General features: G+C 42.3%; 14 protein-coding genes. 9 read left to right on the plus strand and 5 right to left on the minus strand.

The window, feature by feature from the left end; all coding sequences use genetic code 11:
• Positions 1-8 precede the first annotated feature (8 nt).
• Positions 9-1,346, plus strand: a complete 1,338-nt coding sequence (locus LEUMU_RS27660) for a sulfotransferase family protein (RefSeq protein WP_022950581.1) — start codon at positions 9-11, stop codon at positions 1,344-1,346.
• 23 nt (positions 1,347-1,369) lie between these two features.
• Entirely contained in the window at positions 1,370-2,440 is a 1,071-nt protein-coding gene (locus tag LEUMU_RS0101860; protein ID WP_022950582.1) for a hypothetical protein, read from the plus strand.
• 7 nt (positions 2,441-2,447) lie between these two features.
• Here LEUMU_RS0101860 and LEUMU_RS0101865 read toward each other — a convergent pair whose 3' ends face one another.
• From LEUMU_RS0101865 to LEUMU_RS0101875, 3 genes are read right to left on the minus strand one after another with little or no spacing between them, the layout of a single operon-like run.
• The gene (locus LEUMU_RS0101865; RefSeq protein ID WP_022950583.1) at positions 2,448-3,401 is read right to left on the minus strand and encodes a sulfotransferase family protein; all 954 of its coding nucleotides are present in this window, start codon (positions 3,399-3,401) and stop codon (positions 2,448-2,450) included.
• Positions 3,402-3,440: 39 nt separating this feature from the next.
• Positions 3,441-3,863 (minus strand): hypothetical protein, encoded by a 423-nt coding sequence (locus LEUMU_RS27665; protein WP_022950584.1) that lies wholly within the window; start codon positions 3,861-3,863, stop codon positions 3,441-3,443.
• The gene (locus LEUMU_RS0101875) at positions 3,863-4,420 is read right to left on the minus strand and encodes a hypothetical protein (RefSeq protein WP_022950585.1); all 558 of its coding nucleotides are present in this window, start codon (positions 4,418-4,420) and stop codon (positions 3,863-3,865) included. Before LEUMU_RS0101875 ends, LEUMU_RS27665 begins: the two co-directional genes overlap by 1 nt.
• Positions 4,421-4,557: 137 nt before the next feature.
• Here LEUMU_RS0101875 and LEUMU_RS0101880 point away from each other — a divergent pair, with 137 nt between their 5' ends.
• The 6 genes from LEUMU_RS0101880 to LEUMU_RS0101905 all read left to right on the plus strand — a co-directional run bounded on the left by LEUMU_RS0101880 (position 4,558) and on the right by LEUMU_RS0101905 (position 13,644).
• A complete protein-coding gene (locus LEUMU_RS0101880) occupies positions 4,558-5,949 on the plus strand; it encodes a mannose-1-phosphate guanylyltransferase/mannose-6-phosphate isomerase (RefSeq protein WP_022950586.1) in 1,392 nt (463 codons plus the stop codon).
• A 98-nt stretch (positions 5,950-6,047) separates the two neighbouring features.
• The gene (locus LEUMU_RS24185) at positions 6,048-9,299 is read left to right on the plus strand and encodes a glycosyltransferase (protein ID WP_022950587.1); all 3,252 of its coding nucleotides are present in this window, start codon (positions 6,048-6,050) and stop codon (positions 9,297-9,299) included.
• Complete coding sequence (locus LEUMU_RS0101890; protein WP_022950588.1) at positions 9,296-10,150, plus strand: sulfotransferase; 855 nt, start codon at positions 9,296-9,298, stop codon at positions 10,148-10,150. The genes LEUMU_RS24185 and LEUMU_RS0101890 overlap by 4 nt, the downstream gene beginning before the upstream one ends.
• Positions 10,150-11,034, plus strand: a complete 885-nt coding sequence (locus tag LEUMU_RS27670) for a sulfotransferase domain-containing protein (protein ID WP_022950589.1) — start codon at positions 10,150-10,152, stop codon at positions 11,032-11,034. Before LEUMU_RS0101890 ends, LEUMU_RS27670 begins: the two co-directional genes overlap by 1 nt.
• A 143-nt stretch (positions 11,035-11,177) precedes the next feature.
• Complete coding sequence (locus LEUMU_RS0101900; protein WP_022950590.1) at positions 11,178-12,278, plus strand: hypothetical protein; 1,101 nt, start codon at positions 11,178-11,180, stop codon at positions 12,276-12,278.
• A 343-nt stretch (positions 12,279-12,621) separates the two neighbouring features.
• The gene (locus LEUMU_RS0101905; RefSeq protein ID WP_022950591.1) at positions 12,622-13,644 is read left to right on the plus strand and encodes an IS110 family RNA-guided transposase; all 1,023 of its coding nucleotides are present in this window, start codon (positions 12,622-12,624) and stop codon (positions 13,642-13,644) included.
• Positions 13,645-13,946: 302 nt separating this feature from the next.
• Here LEUMU_RS0101905 and tnpC read toward each other — a convergent pair whose 3' ends face one another.
• Together tnpC and LEUMU_RS0101920 are read right to left on the minus strand one after the other, a co-directional pair.
• Entirely contained in the window at positions 13,947-15,398 is a 1,452-nt protein-coding gene (gene tnpC / locus LEUMU_RS0101910) for an IS66 family transposase (protein ID WP_022950592.1), read from the minus strand.
• Positions 15,399-15,697: 299 nt separating this feature from the next.
• Positions 15,698-16,507, minus strand: a complete 810-nt coding sequence (locus LEUMU_RS0101920) for a polysaccharide pyruvyl transferase family protein (protein ID WP_022950594.1) — start codon at positions 16,505-16,507, stop codon at positions 15,698-15,700.
• A 1,098-nt stretch (positions 16,508-17,605) separates the two neighbouring features.
• Here LEUMU_RS0101920 and LEUMU_RS0101925 point away from each other — a divergent pair.
• Complete coding sequence (locus LEUMU_RS0101925) at positions 17,606-24,532, plus strand: hypothetical protein (protein WP_157474226.1); 6,927 nt, start codon at positions 17,606-17,608, stop codon at positions 24,530-24,532.
• Positions 24,533-24,558: the final 26 nt, after the last annotated feature.

Consider the following 24,558-nt stretch of genomic DNA (forward strand, 5'->3'; position numbering starts at 1 on the left):
TCTAAGCAATGACTTTAGAAAATAAGCCATACGATGTTGTCCTGCATATCGGTGGACCAAAAACTGGAAGTTCCGCACTTCAGAATTTCTTCCTGAAAAATCGGGAGTCGCTTGCTAGAGCCGGATATTATTATCCTGAACATGGTTCTGACGCTAATGGTATTTCCGGAGGGCACTCTCGTTTAGGAATAAGTTTGCTTAATAAGCAGGAAGCTCTTGCTGAGCAGGTCTTCAATGAATACATTGACGAAGCAAACAGTCAAGGTCAAACGCTGTTACTATCAGCTGAGTCATTTTATAGCCTTCCTGCAGTAGTAAGGTCACTCACAAATGGTCTTAGGTGTCGGGTGATATGTTTCTTTAGGGATCCGGCAGAGTATGTTGTTTCAATTTATAATCAGTCAGTTAAACGGCATTATAATACTATCAAGCTAGAGACATTTTGTAAGCGTATTTTGAGTACCGAACAGCATCAAGCTTCGGGTCTGCTGATCTATACTTGGGCAGAGCATTTCGGGCTGGAGAATATTTCGCTTATTGAGTACCAGAAGCCGAAGTCTGCTGATGCAAGTTTAGAAAAGATATTCTTATCCGAGCTTGGCATTGACTCACGGCAGCAGGCTAAATTTGAGTATAACACGAAGCCTATTAACAGAGCTTATAACGAGTCGGTTCTTGAGTTTAAGCGGCGATTGAACTGCGTCATCGACAAAGATTCAAAGCCTCAGAACAATAAAATAGATCATGTCCTTCAATCTATCTCAGATAATCAATCAGCTGATAGAATAGAAAATGTTGCTACACAGGTGTTGAAAGATACTTATGTGTTGCTGGATGCTAAATTCAAAGATTCCAACGAGAAAATTCGAAATGACTTTTTCCAAGGTAAGAAGCTTTCAGTAGTTGATGAGCTGGTAATTGATCAAGAAAAATCATTGTTTAGTTTACTTCACTTTGCCGAATACCTAGAAACTATAAAGGCATTAGATAAAGAGCTAGATGCCTATATTCGCCAGTGTATCGAGAAAAAGCTAGGCACCGAGGATGTCGATTACTACGTGCTAAGTCTGGCTGAGGCGTATGGGATTGATGTCAGTAAGGTGGCTATGAATCCTATAAAAGCTACTGCACAGCAAAGCGGTTTTAATAATATGCTGGTAAAGCAGGTGCTAGATAATAGTCGTGATGTTGGTGTATTGCTAAAAGTCATTGCAATAGTGCTTGAGCGTCAGGGGAAGTTTAAGCAAGCATTCAATGTTATAAAAAAAGTGTCACGAACGAGCGAAACTGAGGGTGTTCCTGAGGTTTTAAATCGGATAAAAAGAAAACTAAACAAAGAATCATAAGAATAATGGATAGGAAGGTCGTTATGAAAAGCTATGAAGAACGTTATGATGTCATCTTACATATTGGTGCTCCAAAAACTGGTAGCTCTGCATTACAGCATTTTTTGTTTCTAAATAGAGAATTGTTGCTTGAAAAAGGTATTTACTACCCAAGGCACGGGTTTGATGTTAACGGGATTTCAGGAGGGCATTCAGGGATCGGCGCAAGTCTGATTGAAGGAGATGTTTCAAAGTCTCAAAGTATATTGGACCGATATGTTAGTGAGTCTCGAAAAAAAGGGCTTACGTTGCTGGTTTCTGCGGAGTCATTATTTGGTTATCCTAAGCAGGTGAAAAAATTGTGTAGTGGTCTAAATGTTGGGGTTATTTCATTTTACAGAGACCCTTTAGAGTCAATTATCTCGGGTTACAATCAATCGGTTAAACGGCACTATAATACCAGTACACTGGATAGCTACTGCCTGAAAATATTAGGCGTGGGTAGTCGAGGGGCTTCAGGAATGATGCTGTACGACTGGTCGGAGAGTTTTGGAAGAGATAATTTGATGGTGCTTGAGTATAAAAAGCCCGTAAATGCTGACTCCGTTCTGGAGAGGCAGCTTTTGGCACAGCTTGGAGTGTCAGAGTCGGAGTTTGCCGATTTTGAGTACAATAAAAAGCCTATAAATCGTGGTTATGAGCCAGTCGCGCTAGAGTTTAAGCGTCTGTTGAACGTGATTTTGAATCCTCATCATAAGCCTGATAACCAAAAAATAGATTATTTATTGCAAGAAGTCTCCGACAGTCACTCTAATGAAATACAAAATAATGCTTCCTACCTCAGTGAGGTTACTTATCAGGCGCTAACTGAGGAATTTGGGTGCATTGCTAATAAGATACGTCACGACTTTATGTCGGGAGGGGTAGCATCCAAAAATGAAGTGATATTTCAGCCTTTGGAAGCGGTAGATCAAGCCAATCTGCTGATGTACGCCAGTGCAATTATGAGCAAAGATAGCTCTAGTCACACCTATATCCTTAGATGCTTAGAGGTATCCAAGGATCTTTCTCAGGATGTTAATGTCCTTAAGGTGATTTATTCAACACTAAAATAGCGCGGATTTATGGTTTTTGGTAGATCATAGGGCTATTAGATAGTTCAACAATATCACCTTTAACACGTACTCCAATAGTGTCTCCCTGATTAATGGCTAGCCCTGTAAGGTCTAGTCTGTAAGCATAGCATCCGTCACCATGGTGGTTTTGTTTAAGGTCTTCTCTGAAGGCATCAGCCAACACTGATTTAGTTACGACATTATTAACCAACAGCTCTACTGTAACTCTCTCCGGGCTGAATGCAGACTTTGCCCATCCTACTACTGCATCATCGGTAAGTTTATCAATAAATCCTATGTTTCTATTCTTGCGCGTACTATCCAAGTAAGCAGTTCTATTTGGAGTAATAAATTGGATAGCATCATTTCTCTGCTGGGGGCTGCCAGTGCCTACAAAGTCGGCTATTGTAGTAACGGCTTCTTCTTTATTTTGTAGGACCTTCTCATTGGATAGCATAAGGCAGGGAGAATTCAGTGACTTTAAAATTTCTAGTAGCTTCAAGTGGTCCTGAATTACGTTGCCCATGTTGTGTAGTACGTCCTCCTCCATAGAGATTCGATTTCGATTGGCTATCGAAAAAATATCTTTAAAAATGGCAATGTAGTAAGGGTTTCTCAGTTTTCCTTTCGTTTGATCGAAGTACTTCAATAACCCTGGGCGTTTCCATGCCCATATCGTGTGTTTGTCGTTATATTCGGAAATAATCGCTTCCGCTTCCGTCAAGTTTCCACTTTCGAAGGCATTACTGAGATCAATGTCTTCGAAAGTGGCATCGTCGTGACGGCGGCCTACTGAAACTCCAAGTTTGTGGAGCGTGCCTGCGATCATAGACGTGCCACTCCTTGCGCAACCAAGCACTACAATCGTTTTTGGCTCATCTGATGGATTCTTCGGATTAACGATGTAGAAGCCTTTGTTGCGCATCTTATCTTGAATGGTTTTATCTCTTGTTTCGGGCATTAGTATGCGCTCTCACTGTTAGTTATCTTAATGTGGTTTCTACTTGCCAGTTGACTCAAGTTGAGCCTGAACTTTGTGTAGTTGAAGAATCAATAGCTCATTTTCAATCTCCAGCACTTCAATTCGCTCCCTCATCTTGTAGTCATAAATTTGACTGCTATCAGGTAAGCGTGCTGAAGATGGAAATACTTGTCTGGGGCGCTCGCCACGTTCTTTGCTGCGCAAGTAATGTAACAGTGGGTCAAGCCCGAGCTCTGCAACATCCGTGTTCGTCTCAAGGTAGCGTCGAGCTGAGAAGCTAGGGCCAGGGTCACGCTTAAGGCGTGCTCCAATTGTCATGAAATGTGCGAAGGGCTCAAGGCCTGAGCCTGAGGCATCTGGGTAAGTTGCCAAATACCATTCAGCATCAAAGAGGCCTGAGTTAATAATTAGGGTTTCAGTGTCGAGTGGTTTGCTTGTCATTATACCGTTTCCTTTACCGTATCATCACTTTGTGAAGGGGGGGAAGGTGGCAGCGGTAAGCGCCCCTCTTTAACACCATTGTTAATAAAGTGAATAAGTGGGTTGGCGGTAGATTGCTGAACATCAATGTACTTACTAACATACCAGTAGGTATCGAAGAGTGGGCTAGGGTTTCTATACTCCTGAGCACCTTGAAGAATAAAGTGCTCCAAAGGGTCCATTCCAGATTTTCCAACATCATCGTACTGATTGAGATACCAAATTTCATCGAAGTATTCAGACTTTTTGATAGCGTTTCGGTAGTCGTTAAGGCGGCTTTTCGCAAGCTCACGAGCAAACGCTTTAGAGCGATTATGAAGTATGGTGTTGCGTTGTTTAAGCTCTTTGAAATCACTTTCGGATTTAAGTAAGCTGCGCGTTAGAATCGCAACTTCATCAAATCGTTCGGTGATATCTTTTTCAAGACCAACGACCAGCTGGGTGAGGGACTGGTTTTCTGCTTTCAGGCCCTGTACTTGTTTTATGAGTTCGTCCTGAGCTGCCGGTTCTTCTGGCATTGCGGGTCTCCGTTAGATTATAGTTGCACTGATATAAGTATCGATAAATTAGATTTAGGTAGCTAGCATTAACATTACCTTAGTAATGAGGTTATTATAGCTATGTGAAACATCAATTGTACAGCAAGGAGCGATTCGTGATTCCAATTGTATTATCAGGCGGTTCAGGTACACGTCTATGGCCTTTTTCTCGAAAAGGGTTTCCCAAACAGTTTTTATCGTTTATTGGAGAGGACACTCTACTTCAAAGTACGCTCTTGAGGCTACCTGTTGGTTTAGAGCCTATTATAGTGTGTAATGAGCAGCATCGTTTTATAGTTGCTGAGCAATTATTGGAAAAGAATATTAAACACAAAGGGATTTTGCTTGAGCCTGTGGGTAGGAATACTGCCCCAGCAGTTGCAATTGCCGCAATGCATGCTATGGAGACGTCTCCTGATGAATTACTTTTAGTTTTAGCGGCAGATCACGCTATTGAAAATGAAGGGGCATTCCATAAGGCGCTCGACTCTGCAGTAAAGTCTGCTGAAGCAGGCAATCTCGTGACTTTCGGAGTTACCGCTACTAGTCCACATACAGGATTCGGTTATATCAAAGCAGGAAACCCTCTCGATGGTGGGTATCATGTTGATGGATTTGTGGAAAAACCAGATATTGAAACAGCTAATGATTATATCGATAGCGGCCAATATTACTGGAATAGTGGTATGTTTGTTTTTCGAGCAAGTGTTTACCTTGATGAACTGAAACGTCACAGACCTGACGTTTATGAAGCTTGTGAAAATGCTTTTGATTCTAAATCAGCAGATTTAGATTTTATCAGGTTGTCGACTACTGCGTTTGAGCTATGCCCTGACGTATCAATAGACTATGCGGTGATGGAGCGCACTGATAAAGCCGTTGTCGTACCTTTAGATGCTGGCTGGAATGATATAGGTTCTTGGAGTGCTATTTGGGATATTTCAGAGAAAGACGCGGAAGATAACGTCTGCCATGGTGACATAATTGTACAGGACTCAAAGCGCAACTTGCTTTTTTCCGAGGAACGTTTAGTGACGGTTGTTGGGGTTGATGACTTAGTGGTTGTTGAAACTAAGGATGCGGTTTTAGTGGCAAACAAAGAAAGTGTTCAAGATGTCAAGAAAATAGTTTCTCAGCTTAAAGATAGTCAAAGACCTGAAGCTGAATGGCATAGAGTAGTTTATCGACCTTGGGGTTGCTATGACTCCATTGATTCTGATGAACGATTTCAGGTAAAACGGATAACTGTCAAACCAGGAGCAACGCTATCGCTACAGAAGCACCACCATCGTGCAGAGCATTGGATTGTAGTTAGTGGTACGGCAGAGGTTACTTGCGACGACAAGGTTTTCTTGCTTACTGAAAACCAATCAACTTATATTCCTTTAGGCTCCATGCATCGATTGTCTAATCCAGGAAAGTTGCCACTACAGTTGATTGAAGTTCAGTCTGGTAGCTACCTTGGTGAGGATGATATTGTTCGCTTTGAGGATGTTTACGGGCGGTAGCCTGATTTGTGTGGACGGGCTTTTACTCTCGCTAGGACCTTAATTCGTAGTCTATTTGTGTAGTTGGGCTGATCAAATTTGCATAGGAAATATTAGTAGTGGTATCTAAAGATAGATTAGACATAGATTTTTATAAACTATTTTACAATGACTTAGCTATTATGAGTGATTCAGCGCTTAAAGAGCACTGGGTTAATCAAGGCGAAAAAGAGGGGAGATACCCATCGCTTTATGAGCTACTATCGAGTATTAATGTGGATGAAGAGAAGTTTTTTTCTTCAGTGTCTCTTAATTTCTATCTTGGGCTTTATCCAATGCTCGCCGCTAAGGGGATAGATAATAGTTTGCAAGCTGGTTATCATTTCTTTAAGCATGGAATATTTGAAGGGAAGCATGGAAGTCTGGAAAGTTGGGTGAAAGAACATGTGGCCACATTTCCATTTATTACTGAGGATCAATTTAGTAAGGCAGTTGAATGTGTATGTAATATTAACAAGGAGTCTTTGCAAGACTTCCTCTCGAATATAGTTTGTAAAGAACCGGAGCCGTTAGGTATTAGTAATGATGAAAGTGATAACTATGATTTTTACCGCTGGTTGGGCGAGGCGTATCTAAAACAAGGTCTGAAAGATGCAGGGAGAAGGTCATTACTTGTATCGCTATACTATAAGCGTGGAGTACGTACCTTAGAGTTACTTGCAAACACTTATTATGACGATGAGCAATATAAACTAGCTATTGAGTATTATTCTGCGGCCTTGAATTTAAATAAGTGTCTCTATTGGTCATATCTAAACTCAGCTCGTGCATATTTAAAGCTAGGTCGGCCACTTTTGGCGGCACGAGTATTAAGTTCGGGTATCACCGATGGCCATTTATCAAAACTTGGTAGTGAGCTTGACTTAGCTGTGGATGCTTACTGGCATCAGGAGCAAGCAAAAAATAATTTACTGGCTGTTGAGGGTAGCCGCAGTGATTTAATTAGTAATAATAAGAAATTAAGTTCTAGAATTTATGAAATGTACTTATCCACAATGGGCGGAGAGAGAGGTTTAGAGAAAAATCTTAATATGAGTAAGGTTTTGATCATAGGAGATTATCATGTTAGTCAATGCATAAGATATCGTATTAATCAAAAAATAGAACAATTTGAAAAAGCTGGGATCGAAGTCGGAGCTATTAACTGGCTGGACTTGGCCGAAAAAGGCAATGAGCTCTATAAGTACGATATAGTTATCTTCTATAGGACTCCTGCAGTACCTCATGTACTCAAAGCTATGTCAGCAATCAATGCGTCTGGAAAATTGAGTATATTTGAAATAGACGACTTGATTTTTGACGAGAGTTACCCGCCTCCTCTAGACAGTTATGGGGGGTATGTAGGTTTAGATGAGTACACCAACCTTACAAAAGGGATGGGGTTATTTAACTCTGCAGCCAGTTTTTGTCGACTAGGTATTGCATCCACGATTCCGCTTAAAGATAAGTTAAAGAAAATAGTTTTTGGAAAAGAATGTATAGTTCACAGAAATGGGTATGACTCATTAAATGAATTTCGGCTAACGAATAAAGCAGATAAAGAGTTTGTAGATATTTTCTATGGAACTGGTACAAAAGCTCATAATTCTGATTTTACCGTTCTTTTGTTACCAACATTAACGAAAATTCTTTCGGAGTTTTCAAATGTCAGGCTGATTGTAGTTGGTTATCTATCTCTTCCTAGGGGGGTTTTGGATAAATTCGGTAATCAAATCAGGCTAGTGGAGCCTGTAAAGGAAGTCCAGTTATATTGGAGTTATCTAGAGTACGCAGATATTAATATTGCGGTGCTTGAAGAAGATGATATTAACGATTGCAAAAGCGAGTTGAAGTGGTTTGAAGCAGCTTGTTATGGTATACCTTCAATAGTTAGTGGTACTAAAAACTATTTAGATGTAATTGATAATGGAGTTGACGGATTTATTGCTAGAACTCCCGATGAGTGGTATACGTCTCTGAAGACGTTGATTGAGAGCAAGGACTTACGTAGAACAGTTGGTCTGGCGTCGATGGTGCGTACTAAAGAGCTTTACGCCATTGAAATTCTGGGGCAAAAGCTTGTAAATAATTTATCTAAATACATTGATAATATAACGCCAAAGCAACAGGCGGATAAAAAAACTAAGATCGCGATTGTTAATGTCTTCTTTCGGCCACAGTCAATTGGTGGAGCAACTAGAGTTGTTGAGGATAATTTTGATGTCATGCGGTCGAAATATGCTGAAGAATATGATGTGTGCGTATTCTCTGCAGATAAAGATTTTATGAAGTCGCACCAAGTAGTTGTCAACAACATTGAGGGAAGTAGGGTATATCGAGTCTCAACACTGTGGCGTGAAAATATGGATTGGCACCCAAAGGATAACAAAATGTATAGAGTCTTTACCAATTTTCTCGATTTGGAGAAGCCAGATGTAATACATTTCCACTGCGTTCAGCGCTTAACTGCTTCTGTAGTCGAAGCTGCGAGGGATGCACAGGTACCGTATATTGTTACCGTTCATGATGCTTGGTGGATATCAGACCACCAATTTCTTGTAGACCAAAACGGTCAGGTTTACCCAAGCGGGCATCCTAGTCCTTATGAGCAAGCCATGCTACCTAGTAATGTGAGCAGACAAGAGTCCTTAGGTCGGAAGAGATATCTAAAATCCTTGCTCAGGGGGGCAAAGTCAGTGCTGACAGTGTCGAAGTCTTTTGCTGAAGTTTATGAGGCAAATGGGATTGATAATGTCATTGTTACGAAAAACGGTTTGTCATCTGCGGTTGATTGGAAGCAAAAGCAGACTAAATATACTAAGAAGGTCGTATGTGGGCATATTGGTGGTATGAGTACTCACAAAGGCTATGATCTTCTTGAGGCTGCCGTTATTAAACTCCAGCCTGAAAATATTGAGTTGCTAGTGGTCGATCATTCGAAAGAAGCTGAGTATGTGAGTATTGACTATTGGGGGGATGTAAAGGTAGTGTCTCTAGGGCGTCAGGACCAAGATAAAATAGTCGACCTGTATGGAAAAATCGACGTATTATTTGCTCCCTCTATTTGGCCCGAAAGTTTCGGGTTGGTTACGCGTGAAGCCGCAGCCTGCGGTTGTTGGGTTGTTGCTAGTAATATGGGAGGAATTGGTGAAGATGTGGTTGAAGGTAAGAGCGGACATGTTATAGAGGCAACTGAAGCCGGTTTGGTTGATGTACTTGAAAAAATCAATCATAAGCCTGAGTTATACAAAAAGCTATCCAGCTCTACAGGACTTAGGTTGGTGGACGAGCAAGTAAAAGAAATTACAGAGATTTTACAGGAAATCGTATGACTAAATTTGTCATTGGAATAGGTTCGCAGAGAGCAGGATCGACGCTATTACATAAGGTGTTGGATGAGTGCACTGATGTTTTTATGCATCCAATTAAAGAGTTGCACTATTACGACACACTCTACGGTGTTCGTGGGGCTGATATTTTAGTTGACTTTTCTCGTAGACAATTAGATAGAGAGTTAGATCGCCTAATCGAAGCAAAAGGATATGGCTACATTGATAAAAAATATAAATGTTTTTTACGAGCTAATAGGATTCTCTCTTCTAAGTTAATATCGAGCGTTGACTATTTCGATCTTTATAGGCCATGTGTCGCTGATAATGAGTACTTGGGGGAGATTACACCTGAGTACATGATACTTCCTGAGGATGGCGTCTCAAAGCTTGCTGATGACTTAGGCAGCGATACCAAGATTATTCTCATATCGAGGGATCCAACTGAACGCTTTATATCTGCATTTAAATTATTAAAAAACTACAATAATCCAAACTATGACGCGACAAATTTTGCTAGGGATTTAGAATCTACTATAAGCGATATGCCTCAATGGATAAGGCAGCAAGAAGAGTTAAATGATTATGAAGCAGCTTTGAATAGATATCAAAAATATTTTAGTTCAGTACTGTTCTTGTCGTTTGAAAAAATGATATCAGATGTAGATCTCTTTATTGTGCAGTTAGAAAATTTTCTCTCCAGTACTGTGGATAAAGAAAAGCTTGTTGATATTTTAGGGAAAAAAGTCAATATGATAGGAGAGACTGGTAATATTTCTGATGAAACAAGAGCGCAATTAGATATTAGGTTTGAAGCTAGTAAGAAATATTTAGATGAGGTCTTTTATAAATAATGAGCCAGGTTAAACAGATTGAGAATCTATTTTTGTCAGTTGGTGCAATGAAGGCCGGCACTACATGGGTATACGACAAGCTGCAGCACCATCCACAAATAAATTTTAGCCGTGAAAAGGAGGTGCACTATTTTGCTCATGTCAATCATATTTCTAAGTCGCTGGATGACGTAAAATTAAAGCGAAGGGCTAAGGCTTCAATACTAAAGGCGGGAAAATTATTCAAGGCACGCGAGATTGATTTAGCTGAGTTCCGTAGTACTGTTGATTGGTATCTGAATTACTCCGTGGATCATGTGGATGATAATTGGTACCTTAACCTATTTGGGGATCATTTGACTGCTGATAGCGACTGTTACTGTGCTGATTTTTCCAATCTAACCTGTTTTTTAGATGATAAGGGCTGGGAGCATATACATAAGCTAGCGAAAAATATAAGATCGATTTATATTCTTCGGGATCCTATTTCTAGATTATGGTCACATTATAAGTTTCATTTACAATTTATCGGCCATGAAAATCAAGATAATCCCGATAAGAATCATAAACTATTTCGTTCGTTGATAAGTAAACCTTGGTTTATTCGTAACTCTCTTTATATGGATAATATAACTAGGGTTCGGAATCATTTAGGTGAAGATAAATTGAAGGTTTTTTATCTCGAAGATATATCAGGCAATCCCTCTGTCTTTTTTAAAGAAATTCATTCGTTTCTTGAGATATCGGACTTTGATTACTCATTTATGGATATAGAGGAACGAAAGAATACCTCAATATCGAAAAAAATCCCAGATGAATGGTATGATGAAATTAAGTCAGCTCTTCAGGATGAAATTATGCAGCTGAAAGCTGCTGGACTGTTTCATGAGTCTTGGCGTTTTTAATGTTATTTTTTCTGCGCTACTATATTCCGTAATATTGCTGCTACGAGCAATACTTAAAGTGAATGGAGATTAAGTTTTTAAACTTAACCCCTCATGAGTTTAACTAGGTAGTCAAAGCATATTCAAACTATAAGGTATTTTTTGTGAATCCATCTAAAACCTATACTTGCGCAATTTTTCAAATGGAGGCTGTCCATGAGGAAGTAATTCCTTCTATAATTAAGCCTTTAAATGCCCTTGGTATTAAGCCAGTACTTTATATCAATGAAAAGTGCTTTATAAAGCGAGGTGACATATTCAGTGAAATGCCTGAGTTAAATTTTGAATGTCATTATATTGAACTAACTTCTAAAAAACATTGGTCTGATCTTGCAAATAAAGTAAAAGAATCAGGGTACTCCTTTCTCATGATGACTACTTACCAGCGTGATGCAAGAGCGGCTTGGTTAGATCAGTTTGATCTACCTGTTGTTGGCATGGTTCATAATACAAAGTTATTTCTTGACTCTACTGTATGTAGGAATGTGTTGGCTTCAGGTAAATCTAGATTACTTTGTCTTGCTCCTCATGTTGCAGCTAAATTGTGTAGTAGTATGCCTGAAATAGGTATGGAGAGTATCGGGGTTGTAGAGTCGGTTTATTGGGGGGGGGGGACAACTCTTAATATTGAGACTTCAAGAGGAGTTCCTCATATTGCGATTCCAGGTGGGGTAAATTTTAGTACACGTGAATTTGAAGGACTTATTGATGTTTTGGCGAATGATAAAGAATTAGCTAGCAAGTTGTGTATCGATATTCTAGGAGGTGGTAAAGATAGAGCAGAATTAGAAGATTTAGTTAAAAGTAATGATTTATCTGAGAGTTTTGAGTTTGCTCCAATTGGTCCGAGTGGCCAAGTACTATATAATGATTATATTTCAAAGTTACTATCTGCAGACTTTCTTCACCCGCTTCTTCCAATCTCTTATGCTCCTTACCGAGAGTCGAAAATAACTTCGGCTATTCCTACAGCCGTTGCTTTTGCATTGCCTATACTTTTAGATAGGTGGACTTCTTGGGTGTATCGCATTCCTTCCATAACTGTTGGCTCTGGTTTGAAAGAGAGCTTGATCTATGTCTCTAAAATGGAAAGAAAAGAGGTGGCTTCTCTTAGGGAAAAGCTAAAAGATTACCAAAAAGTTACTCTTGAAAGAAATGAGTCAGAATTAAGACGTATCCTCGGCGAGTTTATTTTTAAGATCTAACACTGGGTGCTACTGTTAAAAGTCGAATCGGTGATCTAAGCATAGACTTCCTGGATTTTTTAACTAGTTAAAACTGATAGACTACATGGACATCACGCAATTTAAAGTAAATATCTGTAGAGGCATAGTTATTTTGGCCACCTGATTAGAGGCATTATGATATGCCTTATACGCAAACAGGTAACACTATGACAAAACGAACCAGACCGACCTATAGTCCCGAGTTTTGACTTGAAGCGGCTCAGCTTGGTAAGTGATGAAATGGTCTCCTCCCCTTAATCGGCATCTATGTGCCAGAATTGGAAGGTACAAATCTTACCAATACAAATGAGGAGAAGACCACATGAGTAATATTAGCGTCATTGGAATGGATTTATCAAAACAGGTTTTTCATATTGTTGGCCTAAATACTCGGCATAAAGTTGTTATCAAGAAAATGCTCAAACGGAAGCAGCTGATTACTTGGTTCTCCAATCTGCAACCCTGTCAAGTGAGTATGGAAGCCTGCGCTAGCGCTCATTACTGGGGAAGAACACTGAAAAAAATGGGATTTGAGGTGTCACTGCTGCCTGCGCAACACGTCAAAGCATTTGTTCAGGGAAATAAGAACGACTACAACGATGCACTGGCCATTGCTGAGGCAACGAGTCGCCCAAAAATTCACAATGTGCCGCTAAAAACAGTGGGACAGCAAGACCAACAAGCGATTCAGCGCATGAGAAAACAAGCAGTTCAGAGCCGAACAGCACTTTGCAACCAAACTCATGGTTTAGTTGGGGAGTACGGACTGGTTATACCTAAGGGGGTTACTGCATTACGCAAAGCTATTCCTGATTTATTGGAAGACGCTGAAAATGGATTGACCGACTTATTCCGACAGCTCCTCAAGCAGCGCCTTAATCAGTTGATTGAGTTAGAAGCGCATATTCAGTTCTATACTGACCTGCTAGTGAATCAAGCTGAACGCTGTGAGGAAATCAAACGCTTACAAAGCATTCCGGGGTTTGGCCCTATTGTTGCCAGCGCCTATTACAGTTATGTGGGTAGCGGTGAAGTATTCCGTAACGGGCGGGGTGTATCCGCTTCGTTAGGCTTAGTTCCTCGTCAGCACAGTACCGGCGGTAAAAACGTCCTGTTGGGCATTAGTAAGCGAGGTGATCAGGAACTGAGGGGGTTATTGGTTCATGGTGCCCGTGCTTTTGCCAGAGTGGCGAATAAGAAAAATGACCGCTTGAGCAGTTGGGTCTGTCAACTTATTGAGAAGCGGGGGATGAATAAGGCCACCGTTGCACTCGCGAACAAGTTAGCCCGCATTGCATGGGCGGTGACAACCAATAAAGAGGCTTATATTGCTTATCCGCGCTAGCGCATTGAAGGACGACAAGGTACGCTTTTATAATTTAAGGAAGAGTGTGTAGCTTTCTTCTACCCGTTGCAAAGGAACACTAATTGTTGATGACATAACTGGTTAAACCGGCCTGGCAGAAACCTGATGTGAACAGAGGCTAAAAAAGCCGTGTAAGCGATAAGGATGCTAGGCGCGACTGCTTCATCAAGGCCCCGTGTTATAGACGCGATAAACAGGCCGGATATACGAACGCAAACCTATCTATCAATCAATGAGTATTGTTGTTTGCAAAACTGGAGGAGACCATATACGTTCACGCCCTAAACAGTGGCTTGCAGCGCTTTATCCAACGGTAATTGGCTAATCGGGTTACCCCGAAGTCCTTCGTTGCAGAGGTTTCTCAGATAATCTGAGGTGCGTATACCCAAGCACCGTGTCGTTCCAATAATACTCAAAATCATTGGTCGAAACTGGTCTCCCTGAGAGGACTGACTGGCAAAAGAGAGCTTTCGCCAAATCACATACGGTCGGATAGCACGTTCAGCCAGATTGTTAGTCAATGGAATCGACAAGTCTTTCAGAAATGTCCAGCACATCGCTTCATCTTTCAATAGGTGCCTACATTGGTTGCGGGTTCGGTCCGCAAGCTTGAGTTCAGTGCCTTGCGACAGAGTCGTGTAGAAGCTTTCTCGAAGGCGTTGAAAGCGACGTTGATATCGCTCACGATCATCAAGATTATCCAATTGTCGGTGCCGCATTCTGATCACTGCACCACTGATTAATAGTAAACGCCTCCCAATCTCTCCGGCTAATCCGTTGCGTTCGCTGATCTTGGTGAAATGGCGAATAAGATGCGCCCAGCATAATTGACGTCGCTCAACCGGCACATCGTTGTATCCACTGTAATGATCCGTCACCAGGTATCCTGTAAACTCACCCAGCAGTTCATTGGCAGCGGTTTTGCCGCGTGAGTAATGCACCATAAAAAAGCAAAGTGACTGCGTGGCTAGCGTCCAAAGCCAACGTTGTTCAGTCCCTCGGTAGTGACGGGTCTCATCCGCATGTGCAATCAGGCTCTGTCTCACCTTGTTAGCAATTTGCCGATAAGGCACCCCTAACCAGGCATTGGCTTTTCCCTGTGCCTGACTAATCGCACCAATACTGAAATCCAGATGCCAACACTCAGACAAATACGCTTGTATCTGACGAATGGATAAATGAAATTGCCCACTCAGTTGAACAATGGTACTGACTAAACCCCCATCCATTTGCCCGCTGGGGACCCAATCCGGCAAGGTGGTCGTCAGCTCGCGCTGACAATTTGCACACTGTCCTGTAAAGAGCTGATGCTCTGTTACGCGATAACGCACTTCGGGCAAATCAAACACCTGATGACGATACGTGGGCTGAGCGTTTGGCGTCACAACGCCCCCACATTGGCAGCGTGAATGAGGAAAGTAGCGATGGATGGTATCGACCTGATCTTCCGGTAGCAGAGTACGCTCGTGTTTTTTATGCCCCGGTTGTGCTCCTTTGCTTCGGGATGACTTAGGCCGTTTCTTGCGCTGATGACGTTGTTCCGGAGAATCCGTTGAGGGGGCTTTAGAACTGTTACGAGAACTTGAGCCGTGCTGTGATTGCAAAGACTCAACGGCTGCTTTTAAGGCCGCTACTTCTGTTTGCAGAGCTTGATTGATCGCCACCAACTCACGAATGAGCTGTCTGGCCTCATCCAGCGAGGTAACGCTGTCTGCAATCTCACTGAGCTCCATTAAGTAATCATCCACAGTCAGTTGAATGACTGAAAATCTATCACAATCAGGCGTAGAGCGCTAGATTAGGCGTGAACGCGTACTCCAAAGGGGCACCACTGGGTGAAGTGACACAAGATAACGCGAATAAAATTGCAGGCGAGATGAAGCAGCGTCCCAGAAAATTACTAGGTTTTAAAACACCCGAAGAGGCTTATCATGAAATGGCAAAATCCTCTTGACTTCGGGAGGTGCGCTTGTGACTAAAATCCGCGTGACTTTATACCTGCTAGCTGCCCTTGTTCATGTATGCCTGATCTTTAGTATGTAACTTGTCTTAAACCTGACACTCCTTCGCTGAGTTTTTTATACCTAAATACTAAGTCAGCTGAGTCTGGCTTTATTAGCTTTATTTTTTCTTTTTCATACCAAAGAACCCCGTCCTCCAAGCGCTCATGGAACTCACAATCCAACCCAATTGATAAAGAAAAGTCTTTCCATTTGAATGGAACATTTACTTCAGATGATGACCAGTATGCGAAAGGAATATTATAAACTGCCGCTACGATCGCACCATGCAGGGATGATGTAAAAACAAAACTTGAATTCGCAATCTGATCTATTAGTCTTTCTACTGACTCATGATTTTTTTCTATGACCGTAGGCAAAACTGAGTCACACCCTGTCAACTTTAGTAACTCATCATCAGTCCTGGTTTCATTAAAGTGAGTGACTAGCAGGACTCCGCTTCTTCCTTCTGGGCTCTCTTTTGGCTCGTATAGCATAGGAAGCATAAAGGCACTATCACCGATAGGAGTATCATCAGGTAGTCCTAATAGGGCTCTAGAAAGGGGGCCTCTCACAGAGCAAAAATAGCACTTTTGAAGAAAGTCAGGTTTTATTTTGCTTCCTCTTGCACCGCACCCAAAGTACACGATCTTTTCATACCCCTCGGATAAGTCATTATCAATAACAACATTGGCTATAACGCTACCAACATTTCTTAGTAACAACTTGGAGTTTTTTTGTCCGTATTCAACTTCTGAGAAGAAACTTGCCATGTACTCCCCCAAGTAATCACCAAAATTTTGCACCGGACTAGACTGTTTCCACCACTTTAAATCATACATATATTAAAATCCAATAAAACTAACAAAAAATCAAATACTATCATAATCTTACAGTCTTTAACAGCGCCATAAGAAACCACTCAAAAGCTTATCTATATGAATTTAAAACATGCAAAACTTTAATTGATATATATATTTTCTTAGTAGACTCAATGACAGCACGTACGGTAAAGATGAGTACCTAAATAATAATTATCAATAATTCATTTCCGGTCCGAGCTCACATTATTCTGATCAAGTTCAGGTCGTTCTCTTGCCAAACACTATTCCCATGGGTAAATGGGGACGAAACTGATCAGCTGGATTCAGCCTTATTGGTTTCAAACATACAACGCTTACACTGACAACTCACTTTCAGCACGGGGGGGCAAGCTACTCGCTCAGAGGCGGAATTGGCTGTTCCCGCTTTATCCGCAGGTCGGTCAAGCTGTGCGGGATTTTACCCGGAGCCTATTATAAAGATAAAGCAGGGATTACCACAGTAAAAGACAGCGTTAGCTATGGACTCTATCGATTGCTGCTCGTTGTTTTTTTATGGTACATTATTTACGCGGCAAAGCCGCAGCGAGTACCTCAATAGCACAGAGCAATATCATCGTCGATTCCTGCGGCTACGAAAAAGCTTTCACGCCACGCCAGTTTGGGGAGATCTGGTCAGTGCTCAGTTGCCCTTGTGTAAAGCCGGCTGCCGACCGCTAGTTAGGGCGTGAACGCGTACAATGAATAGTGCCTCGGTCAGTTTATTCATGACTAATTATGACACAAATACAATCCCGTGAATGGTTACAGTTGTTAGTTCCATGAAATTCACAGCAGGTTAAGATTATAGAGTTCGTCATTATTAATGCTTTATAGGTAAATAGTTAAGGATGGATTCAGTCACGCATGACTACCGTGTTTACACTTATATACTAGAGTAAGTGCTTTTTCTAATCTGAATCAACTCAGTGATTCGATTCAGGCAGTTATATGTGAACATGTCTTATTAGTTTTCCGATATCAATTGTGACTTCTTCAATGTCAAATGCTTGTTTTTAATGCATATGAGGCGATTTTATGGTAGTTTATTACAAAAAATTTACTATGTGGAGTTGTGGCGTGAATTCAAAGCTTATGTTATTAACGGTTTGCTCAATCCTTGTTGGTTGTGTGGGTCAGGAGGGAGAGCCCCTTAGTAGTAAGGAGTTGCCTGTATCTCAGTCGACTTTAACGGAGGACAGCTTATTAAACGCCTCCAAAAGTATCGCGGCTACTCAAGAGCTGTCCGAAGTGGTTGTCAACGATGACCTTCCTGAAGATGAAGCCGTTGCATCTGTGCATTCGCTGGCGTCGGCCCCATTGGTTGGCCTTAAATCTTCTGTTGGTGCTTACGATGTAGGTGGTTATGCCTGTAACGTGGTGAGTACTCCGGGCGAAGCTTATACTTGGTCAATCAAGTTATATAACCTAAACGATTCTCTGCAAACTGAACGCGTCATTTTTGGTGTGAACAACAACAGGAATATCCAGTCGGTAGCCTGTACGCCAGATGGCTCCCACGCCTTATTTTCTATCAGAGAGTTTGCCAGAGGAGACTATGAAGTCTACTCGATTGACTTACTTACAAATGAGGTCACTCAGCTAACCGATAATGACACCGATGATGTGGATGTCAGTATGAGTGTTGATGGATTGGTGATGGCTTGGCAAGAGCGCCTGGCAGATGGTCGCCAAGGCATTACCATGCGAACCTATAACGCGGATAAAACAGCGTTCACTCAAAAAGGTATCGCGAGTGCAGTGCCATTTGTACAGCCTTCACTGAGTCCGAATGGAGAGTGGTTGGCCCTCGTGCAATTACGACCTAGTCGATTTTTAGCGTTACGTTATGATGTTAAAAATGGTGGGTTTTCTGAGATCCGAGCCATTGCCCGTCGCAAAAAATTATATCATCCGTCTATCTCCGATGATGGAAACATCTTTAGCTGGGTTGAAAACGCAAAGCAGAATCGCTTCTTTATTAAAGACATCTCAGGAGATGTACTGACTGAATATTTCAACCATGAAGCAGGCACTGAACACCCATTCTTGTCATTTGATGGGCAATGGATTTCATACAGTATTAATTCTGATGCGGGCGCAAAGACTTACCTAACAAATATTTCAACAGGGGAAACATCGACCATTGGTACTGAGCTTGCATCGCCTGGTCGTTACCTTGCAACGTCATGGATGGGAACCATTATTATCCCTCAGGTGTTGTCGCTCGAAGTGGCAACCAATACGATGCTTGAAAGTGGCAGCGCAATGCTAGCAACAGTGACTCGTTCAGGGCCACTTGTAGAGCCACTTGTAGTTAACTTATCCAGCTCAGATAGCAGTGAATTGAAAGTCCCTGCCTCTGTAACATTCAATATAGGCGAGACATCGAAGAGTTTTTATTTGACTCCGGTTGATGACGATGATATCGACGGTACGCAGCCAGTCACTATTTCTGCATCTGCAGTTGGGGCTGATACAGTATTGGTAGAGATGAGTGTTGAGGATGATGGCGAAATTTTAGATGAGCTTTCTATAAAACTTAATCGATCTTCAATTTCTGAAACAGACGGAAGTGCAATTGCGACGGTTACTCGTTCTGGTCCGACAGATAGTGCCTTGATTGTTACTCTCTCGAGTTCAAACTCAAGCGATGCGACTGTTCCAAAGTCAGTTACTATCCCAGCAGGGGCGGCTAGTGCGACCTTTAAAGTCACGGCTATTCAAGACTTGGCGAACGACGGAAATCAAACGGTTGTTATTGAGGCGAGTGCAAGTGGTCTAACAACGGGTGTTGTGTCATTGCTCGTTAAAGATGTTCCGGTTGATGAAGTTGAGGAGACGCAGGTTTCTTTAGATGCAAATGGAAATGTGAGTGTCTTTGATATTGGTGATACTTCAACGGCTGAAGACTTTAATATTACGGTACAGACAGTTGATGGTGCTGAGTTTTTGCAGATCCAGGGTCTTAATGGCCACAATATGCAAATTAACCAAGTGGGCGATACTGCTGCGTATATTAACTCCCGAGTTCAGACAGTCGTTAGAATTCCTCTAGGCGCAGTAAACAGCCTAAAGATCGATACTAAGGGTGGCGCTGATGTCATCAATATGCGTGCAAGCTTATCCCTGAGTGGTGGTGTATCGCTGATTGCGGATACGATTAATCTGCTAGCCGCTGAGATTAGTACTGAAACGGGTAATCTTTCTTTACAGGCAGATAAAGAAATCATACTTTCTAGCAGTACGCTGAGCTCTAAGAGTGGAAAGATTGACTTAGCTGCGAATATGAATGGTGATGCGTGCCTTAGCACTAGTGGTAACAGTGTTGGTGTGAACTTGCTGAATGGTTCTGCTATCAAGAGTGTGGCTGGTGATATTTCGGTTAAAGGTTGCGGTGGAGTAGACGGAAGTAAGAATATTGGTGTTTTGCTTAGCGACTCGGGTGGTCAAATTCAGTCGTCTGGTTCAGGTAATATTACGATTGTAGGTCATGCTGGAAGTGGCGAATCGAATAATACTGGGGTACTTGTTCAGGGGGCTCAAAGTTTTATTCTTTCTGAGTCTGGTAGCCTCGATATTCAAGGTTTCGGAAGTCTCGAAAGCTCTGGCGACTTTAACCAAGGGGTGTCCTTAACTGATGGTGCTAGCATTGCTTCAAATGCTAATACGGATCAGGTAAAAGATAACAGAGTATCTATCAATGTTGTTGGTGTCGGCGGTAAGAGTACTAATAACTCAAACCATGGTATTTCCATTAGCAAGCTTAGTGGTGTTCATAGTGAATCGGCTGACTTAATGATTAATGGTGTAACGGCTGGCAAAAATATTGATTCAAATGATAGCTCGGGCGTGTATTTGAACTCTGACGGTGTGTTGAGTGCTAAAAGTGGCTCGATGACGGTTGAAGCAGACATCATTAAAGTATTGGCAACTAAAATCTCTACAGGTGATGGTGATCTGAAAGTACTTGCTAGTCGAAATGTCGTATTGTCTGGTGGTGGATTAGTCACTGAAGGTGGAGATCTGACGGTAAGTGCTAATGCTAGTATGAGCATGACTTCGGTCGACTTATCCGGCTCGAGCTGTACGGACGTTGAAGGTAACTTCATTGGTGTCGATTTGGTTAGTGCTTCTTATCTCTCATCTGACGGTGGAGATATTAGGGTCGTTGGTTGTGGTGGTATATCGGGTGATAATAACGTTGGTGTTCGCTTGGGTAGTACTGGAGGAAAGATTGTCTCTTCCGGCGCAGGAAGTGTTTCAATTGCTGGTCTTGCGGGTACCGGAGGAGAGCTGAATGTGGGCTTGTTGGTTCAGGGAGACCAGAGCTTGGTTCAGGCAGCTGCGGGTAGCATTGATGTCTACGGAGCAGGAAGTAGTCTGAGCACGGGAGACTTTAACCCTGGCGTTGCGATTCAAAACGGAGGAAGTATTGTATCTAGTGCTTCTGAGCAGCAAGTTGCGACGAATAGTGTTTATGCTAGAGTTTCTGGTGTGGGTGGTATTAGTCACAATGACGATAATCACGGTGTAATCATCAATGGTGATGGTAGTCGCATACACACTGAAGCTGCTAACTTACAGGTTAAGGGTTTCACTCGCGGGTTGAACTTTGGTTCTGCGACAAGTGTGGGTATGGATGTCAATAATAGTGGAGAGGTCAGCTCAACACAGGGCGATATCACTATTGAAGGTGGTACAGTCAATATTTTGGCAACTAACATCTCTGCGCCTACAAGTGATTTGACTATTCTGGCAACACGCAACCTATTGCTATCGGATGCTAATTTGTCAACTGATACAGGCCGTATACATCTCGCCGCTAATATTAATACAGGAGGAACGCCGGAGGATGTTACTGACGATGTTTGCCTAGGCACTAAAGGTAACTTTGTTGGTGTTGAAATGCTTGCTGGTTCATCAATCAAGTCTGATGATGGTTCTATCTTTGTAAGCGGCTGCGGTGGTACATCAGGAAATGCGAATATTGGTCTGCGCCTTGCTATTACGGGTGGCGCAATTGCTGCAACAGGTAATGGTTCAGTTTGGGCTAAAGGTATCGCTGGCACTGGAACCAATAATAATATTGGTGTAACCGTTAAAGGTGCTGATAGTGCTATAACTTCGGCGAAAGGTAGTCTAACCGTGATGGGTTATGGTAGCTCGAGTAGTACAGGAGAGTTTAACCCTGGGCTGGCGGTACAAGAGCTGGGTACTATTGCATCAACAGGAAATAACATCGTAAACCTGATCGGGGTGGGTGGCAGCAGCCCTAAAACGGATAACCACGGAATCATTGTTAGTGGTTTAGGCAGTAAAGTCGCTATTAGTAACGCGATGTTGAATATTTCAGCGAGCGGTGGTGGATCTGAATCTAACCCCGGCAGTAATGTTGGTTTTTATGTAAATGGTGGCGCGACGGTTCAGTCCACAGGCACCGGAAACATTACAATTAGTGCTAATGGTGGATTAGGGTTAGATAATAACGATGGTGTTCGAATTGGTGGTGAAACTGATGACGGCGACAGCGCAGAGATTATCTCAAGCCTTGGTAATATCACCATTCGCGGAACGGCTAGCGGCCAAACCAAGGGTGATGGTAATAAGGGTGTGCGGGTCAATGCTGGTGGTAAGGTGACTGCACTGTCCGATGCTAATATTAATATTTATGGTATGGCTGGTGCAGGAGGTTCTACAAACCAAGGTATTCAGGTAGCTGGAGATATTAAAGCAGAGAAATATGCCCAAATTAGTGCTGTGAACGGACACATCGTATTGACGGGTGATGCTAATGATAGTGGAACCGGCGACGGAAACACGGGTGTTAATATCATGAACTACGGTTTTGTTGAAACAAGTGGTGCTGGTTCTATTACAGTTACAGGAAGTGGCGGTTTTGGCGGACTAAACCATTATGGTGTTGGTCTTTATAATGGTGGTGAAATACGCACCACAGGTACTGGACAGATTGATATAGATGGTACGGGTGGTACTGGTAATTTGGGTAACTCAGGCCTACGCTTGGCAGGTCAGCTACCTGAGGAAAATCCAAATAACCTACCGTTGCTATACGCTAAAATTTCTTCTGCACACGGTGATATTAATATCAAGGCTCAGGCAGGGCCTGGTGATGGTGGGGCTGCTCCGACTACGTCTCCATGGGATAAGGAAGATCATGGTATGCAGGGGGTTTATTTAACTCATGGTGGTTGGATTGAAGCATTAGGCACTGCTTCTATTAATATCGTCGCTACCGGTGGTGATGGTTATAACGAAACCAATGGCGTGTTTATTGAGGGGGAAGATAACTTTGGCTCTGAGGAAGGGCATGAGAAAGGGCTAGAGAGTTTCATTACCTCTGTCGATGGAGACATCAATATCGAAGGTTACGGTAGTACAAAAAATGCTGTAGGTAATAGTCTCGGAGTCGCTTTGTTGTTTGCTCAAATCAATGCAACGGGTTCTGGAAATATTAAGATCAAGGGTGTTGGCGGAAGTGGTAATAAAAGGCCAACTCATGGTATCCAGATTAATCAGATTGGCTCTCAAATCAGTGCTTTCAACGGTAGTATCGACTTAGTCGGGATTGGCGGGGTAGGTATAGCCAATGGTAACGTTGGTGTGAAGTTAGTTGATGGTGGACGTGTCGTTGTTTTGGGTACTAACCCTGATGCATCAATTAATATCGATGGTGTTGGTGGGGCTGTTGGCCGTAGTGCAAACCATGGTGTCCAAGTCAGTAACGGAACGAGTAGTACTGACCTAACGAGCATAGAGGGCATTAATGGTAACGTTACTGTTGTTGGTGTTGCAGGAGGTAATGGTCTAGGCGATAGCAACTTTGGTGTAAGCCTTTCAGGAACGACGGCGGGTGGTGGTGGTCAAATCATCTCACATGGCTCTGCGAAGCTTTATGTTGTTGGAACCGGTGGAAGTGGGGTTAATAGCAACGGTGGTGTGCAGATAGCATCAGGTGAAAGTAAGATCAGTTCTACCGCCGGAAACATTGAGGTTGTTGGTGTTGCTAGTAATGATAGTGTCGGTGAAGCTAATGCAGGAGTACTTATTCAAACCGGAGGCAAGATAGAGTCCAATGGCAGTGCGAGCATCTTTGTTAGAGGTACCGGTGGTTTGGGTGCAATTAATGAAGGCGTTGTGATTATGGATGAAGGTGCTGCAATAGCATCTACTGAAGGTGAGGTGATTATTACTGCAATCGGGGGTGATCAGGCGGAGGATATTCGCTTTTATGATCCAACCCAAGATGCTGTAAATTATATCGGTGGCCCTGAAGCATCGGGTAATATTACTCTAAATATCGATACGATTAACTCGGTTCTAGGAAGCATTCAGTCCAAAGGTCAGCTGTTGATCAAGCCAAGAACGGAAGGTTTGACGATTGGTTTGGCTGCGGGCGCTGAAGACGGCATTTTGAACTTTGGTGCTTCTGAGTTGACCAGTCTGGTTAATGGCTTTTCAAAAATTACCATTGGTACTGAAAGCTCTGGCCAGATTACATTGGGAGCACTTGTTTCCAATGACCCAATGGTGTTGAAGGGAAGTAATATTCAAGGTTTAACTACATCTCCGGTACATATCGATATGCAAGATGATACGACTATGATCCTATCTGGCCAGGTATCTCCAAATCGTGATGAGTCAGGTCGTTCTGTTGGTCAGTTAGTGGTTAATGGACGACTGAAGCTTGAAAAGACGGCTAACCTGTTAATGAAGTTTAGAGGACTAAATCCGGGTAATGCCTATGATCAGATAATTGTGAATGGTTTTATCAGTTTGAATTCTGCTAACTTGGATGTTACTTTCTTTGGTGGATTTACTCCTCAGCCGGGTGATACCTTTGTGATTGTCAGTAATGATGGTACTGAGCCTGTAGCTGGAATATTTGCAGGACTTCCTGAAGGAAGTACTTTAACGGTATCAGGTATTCCGCTGACTATTAGCTATGTTGGTGGTGATGGAAACGATGTTCAGTTAAGTTATTGATCTGTTGATGTGTAAGGAATAAAAAA

The organism is Leucothrix mucor DSM 2157, assembly GCF_000419525.1.
Classification (GTDB): Bacteria; Pseudomonadota; Gammaproteobacteria; order Thiotrichales; family Thiotrichaceae; genus Leucothrix; species Leucothrix mucor.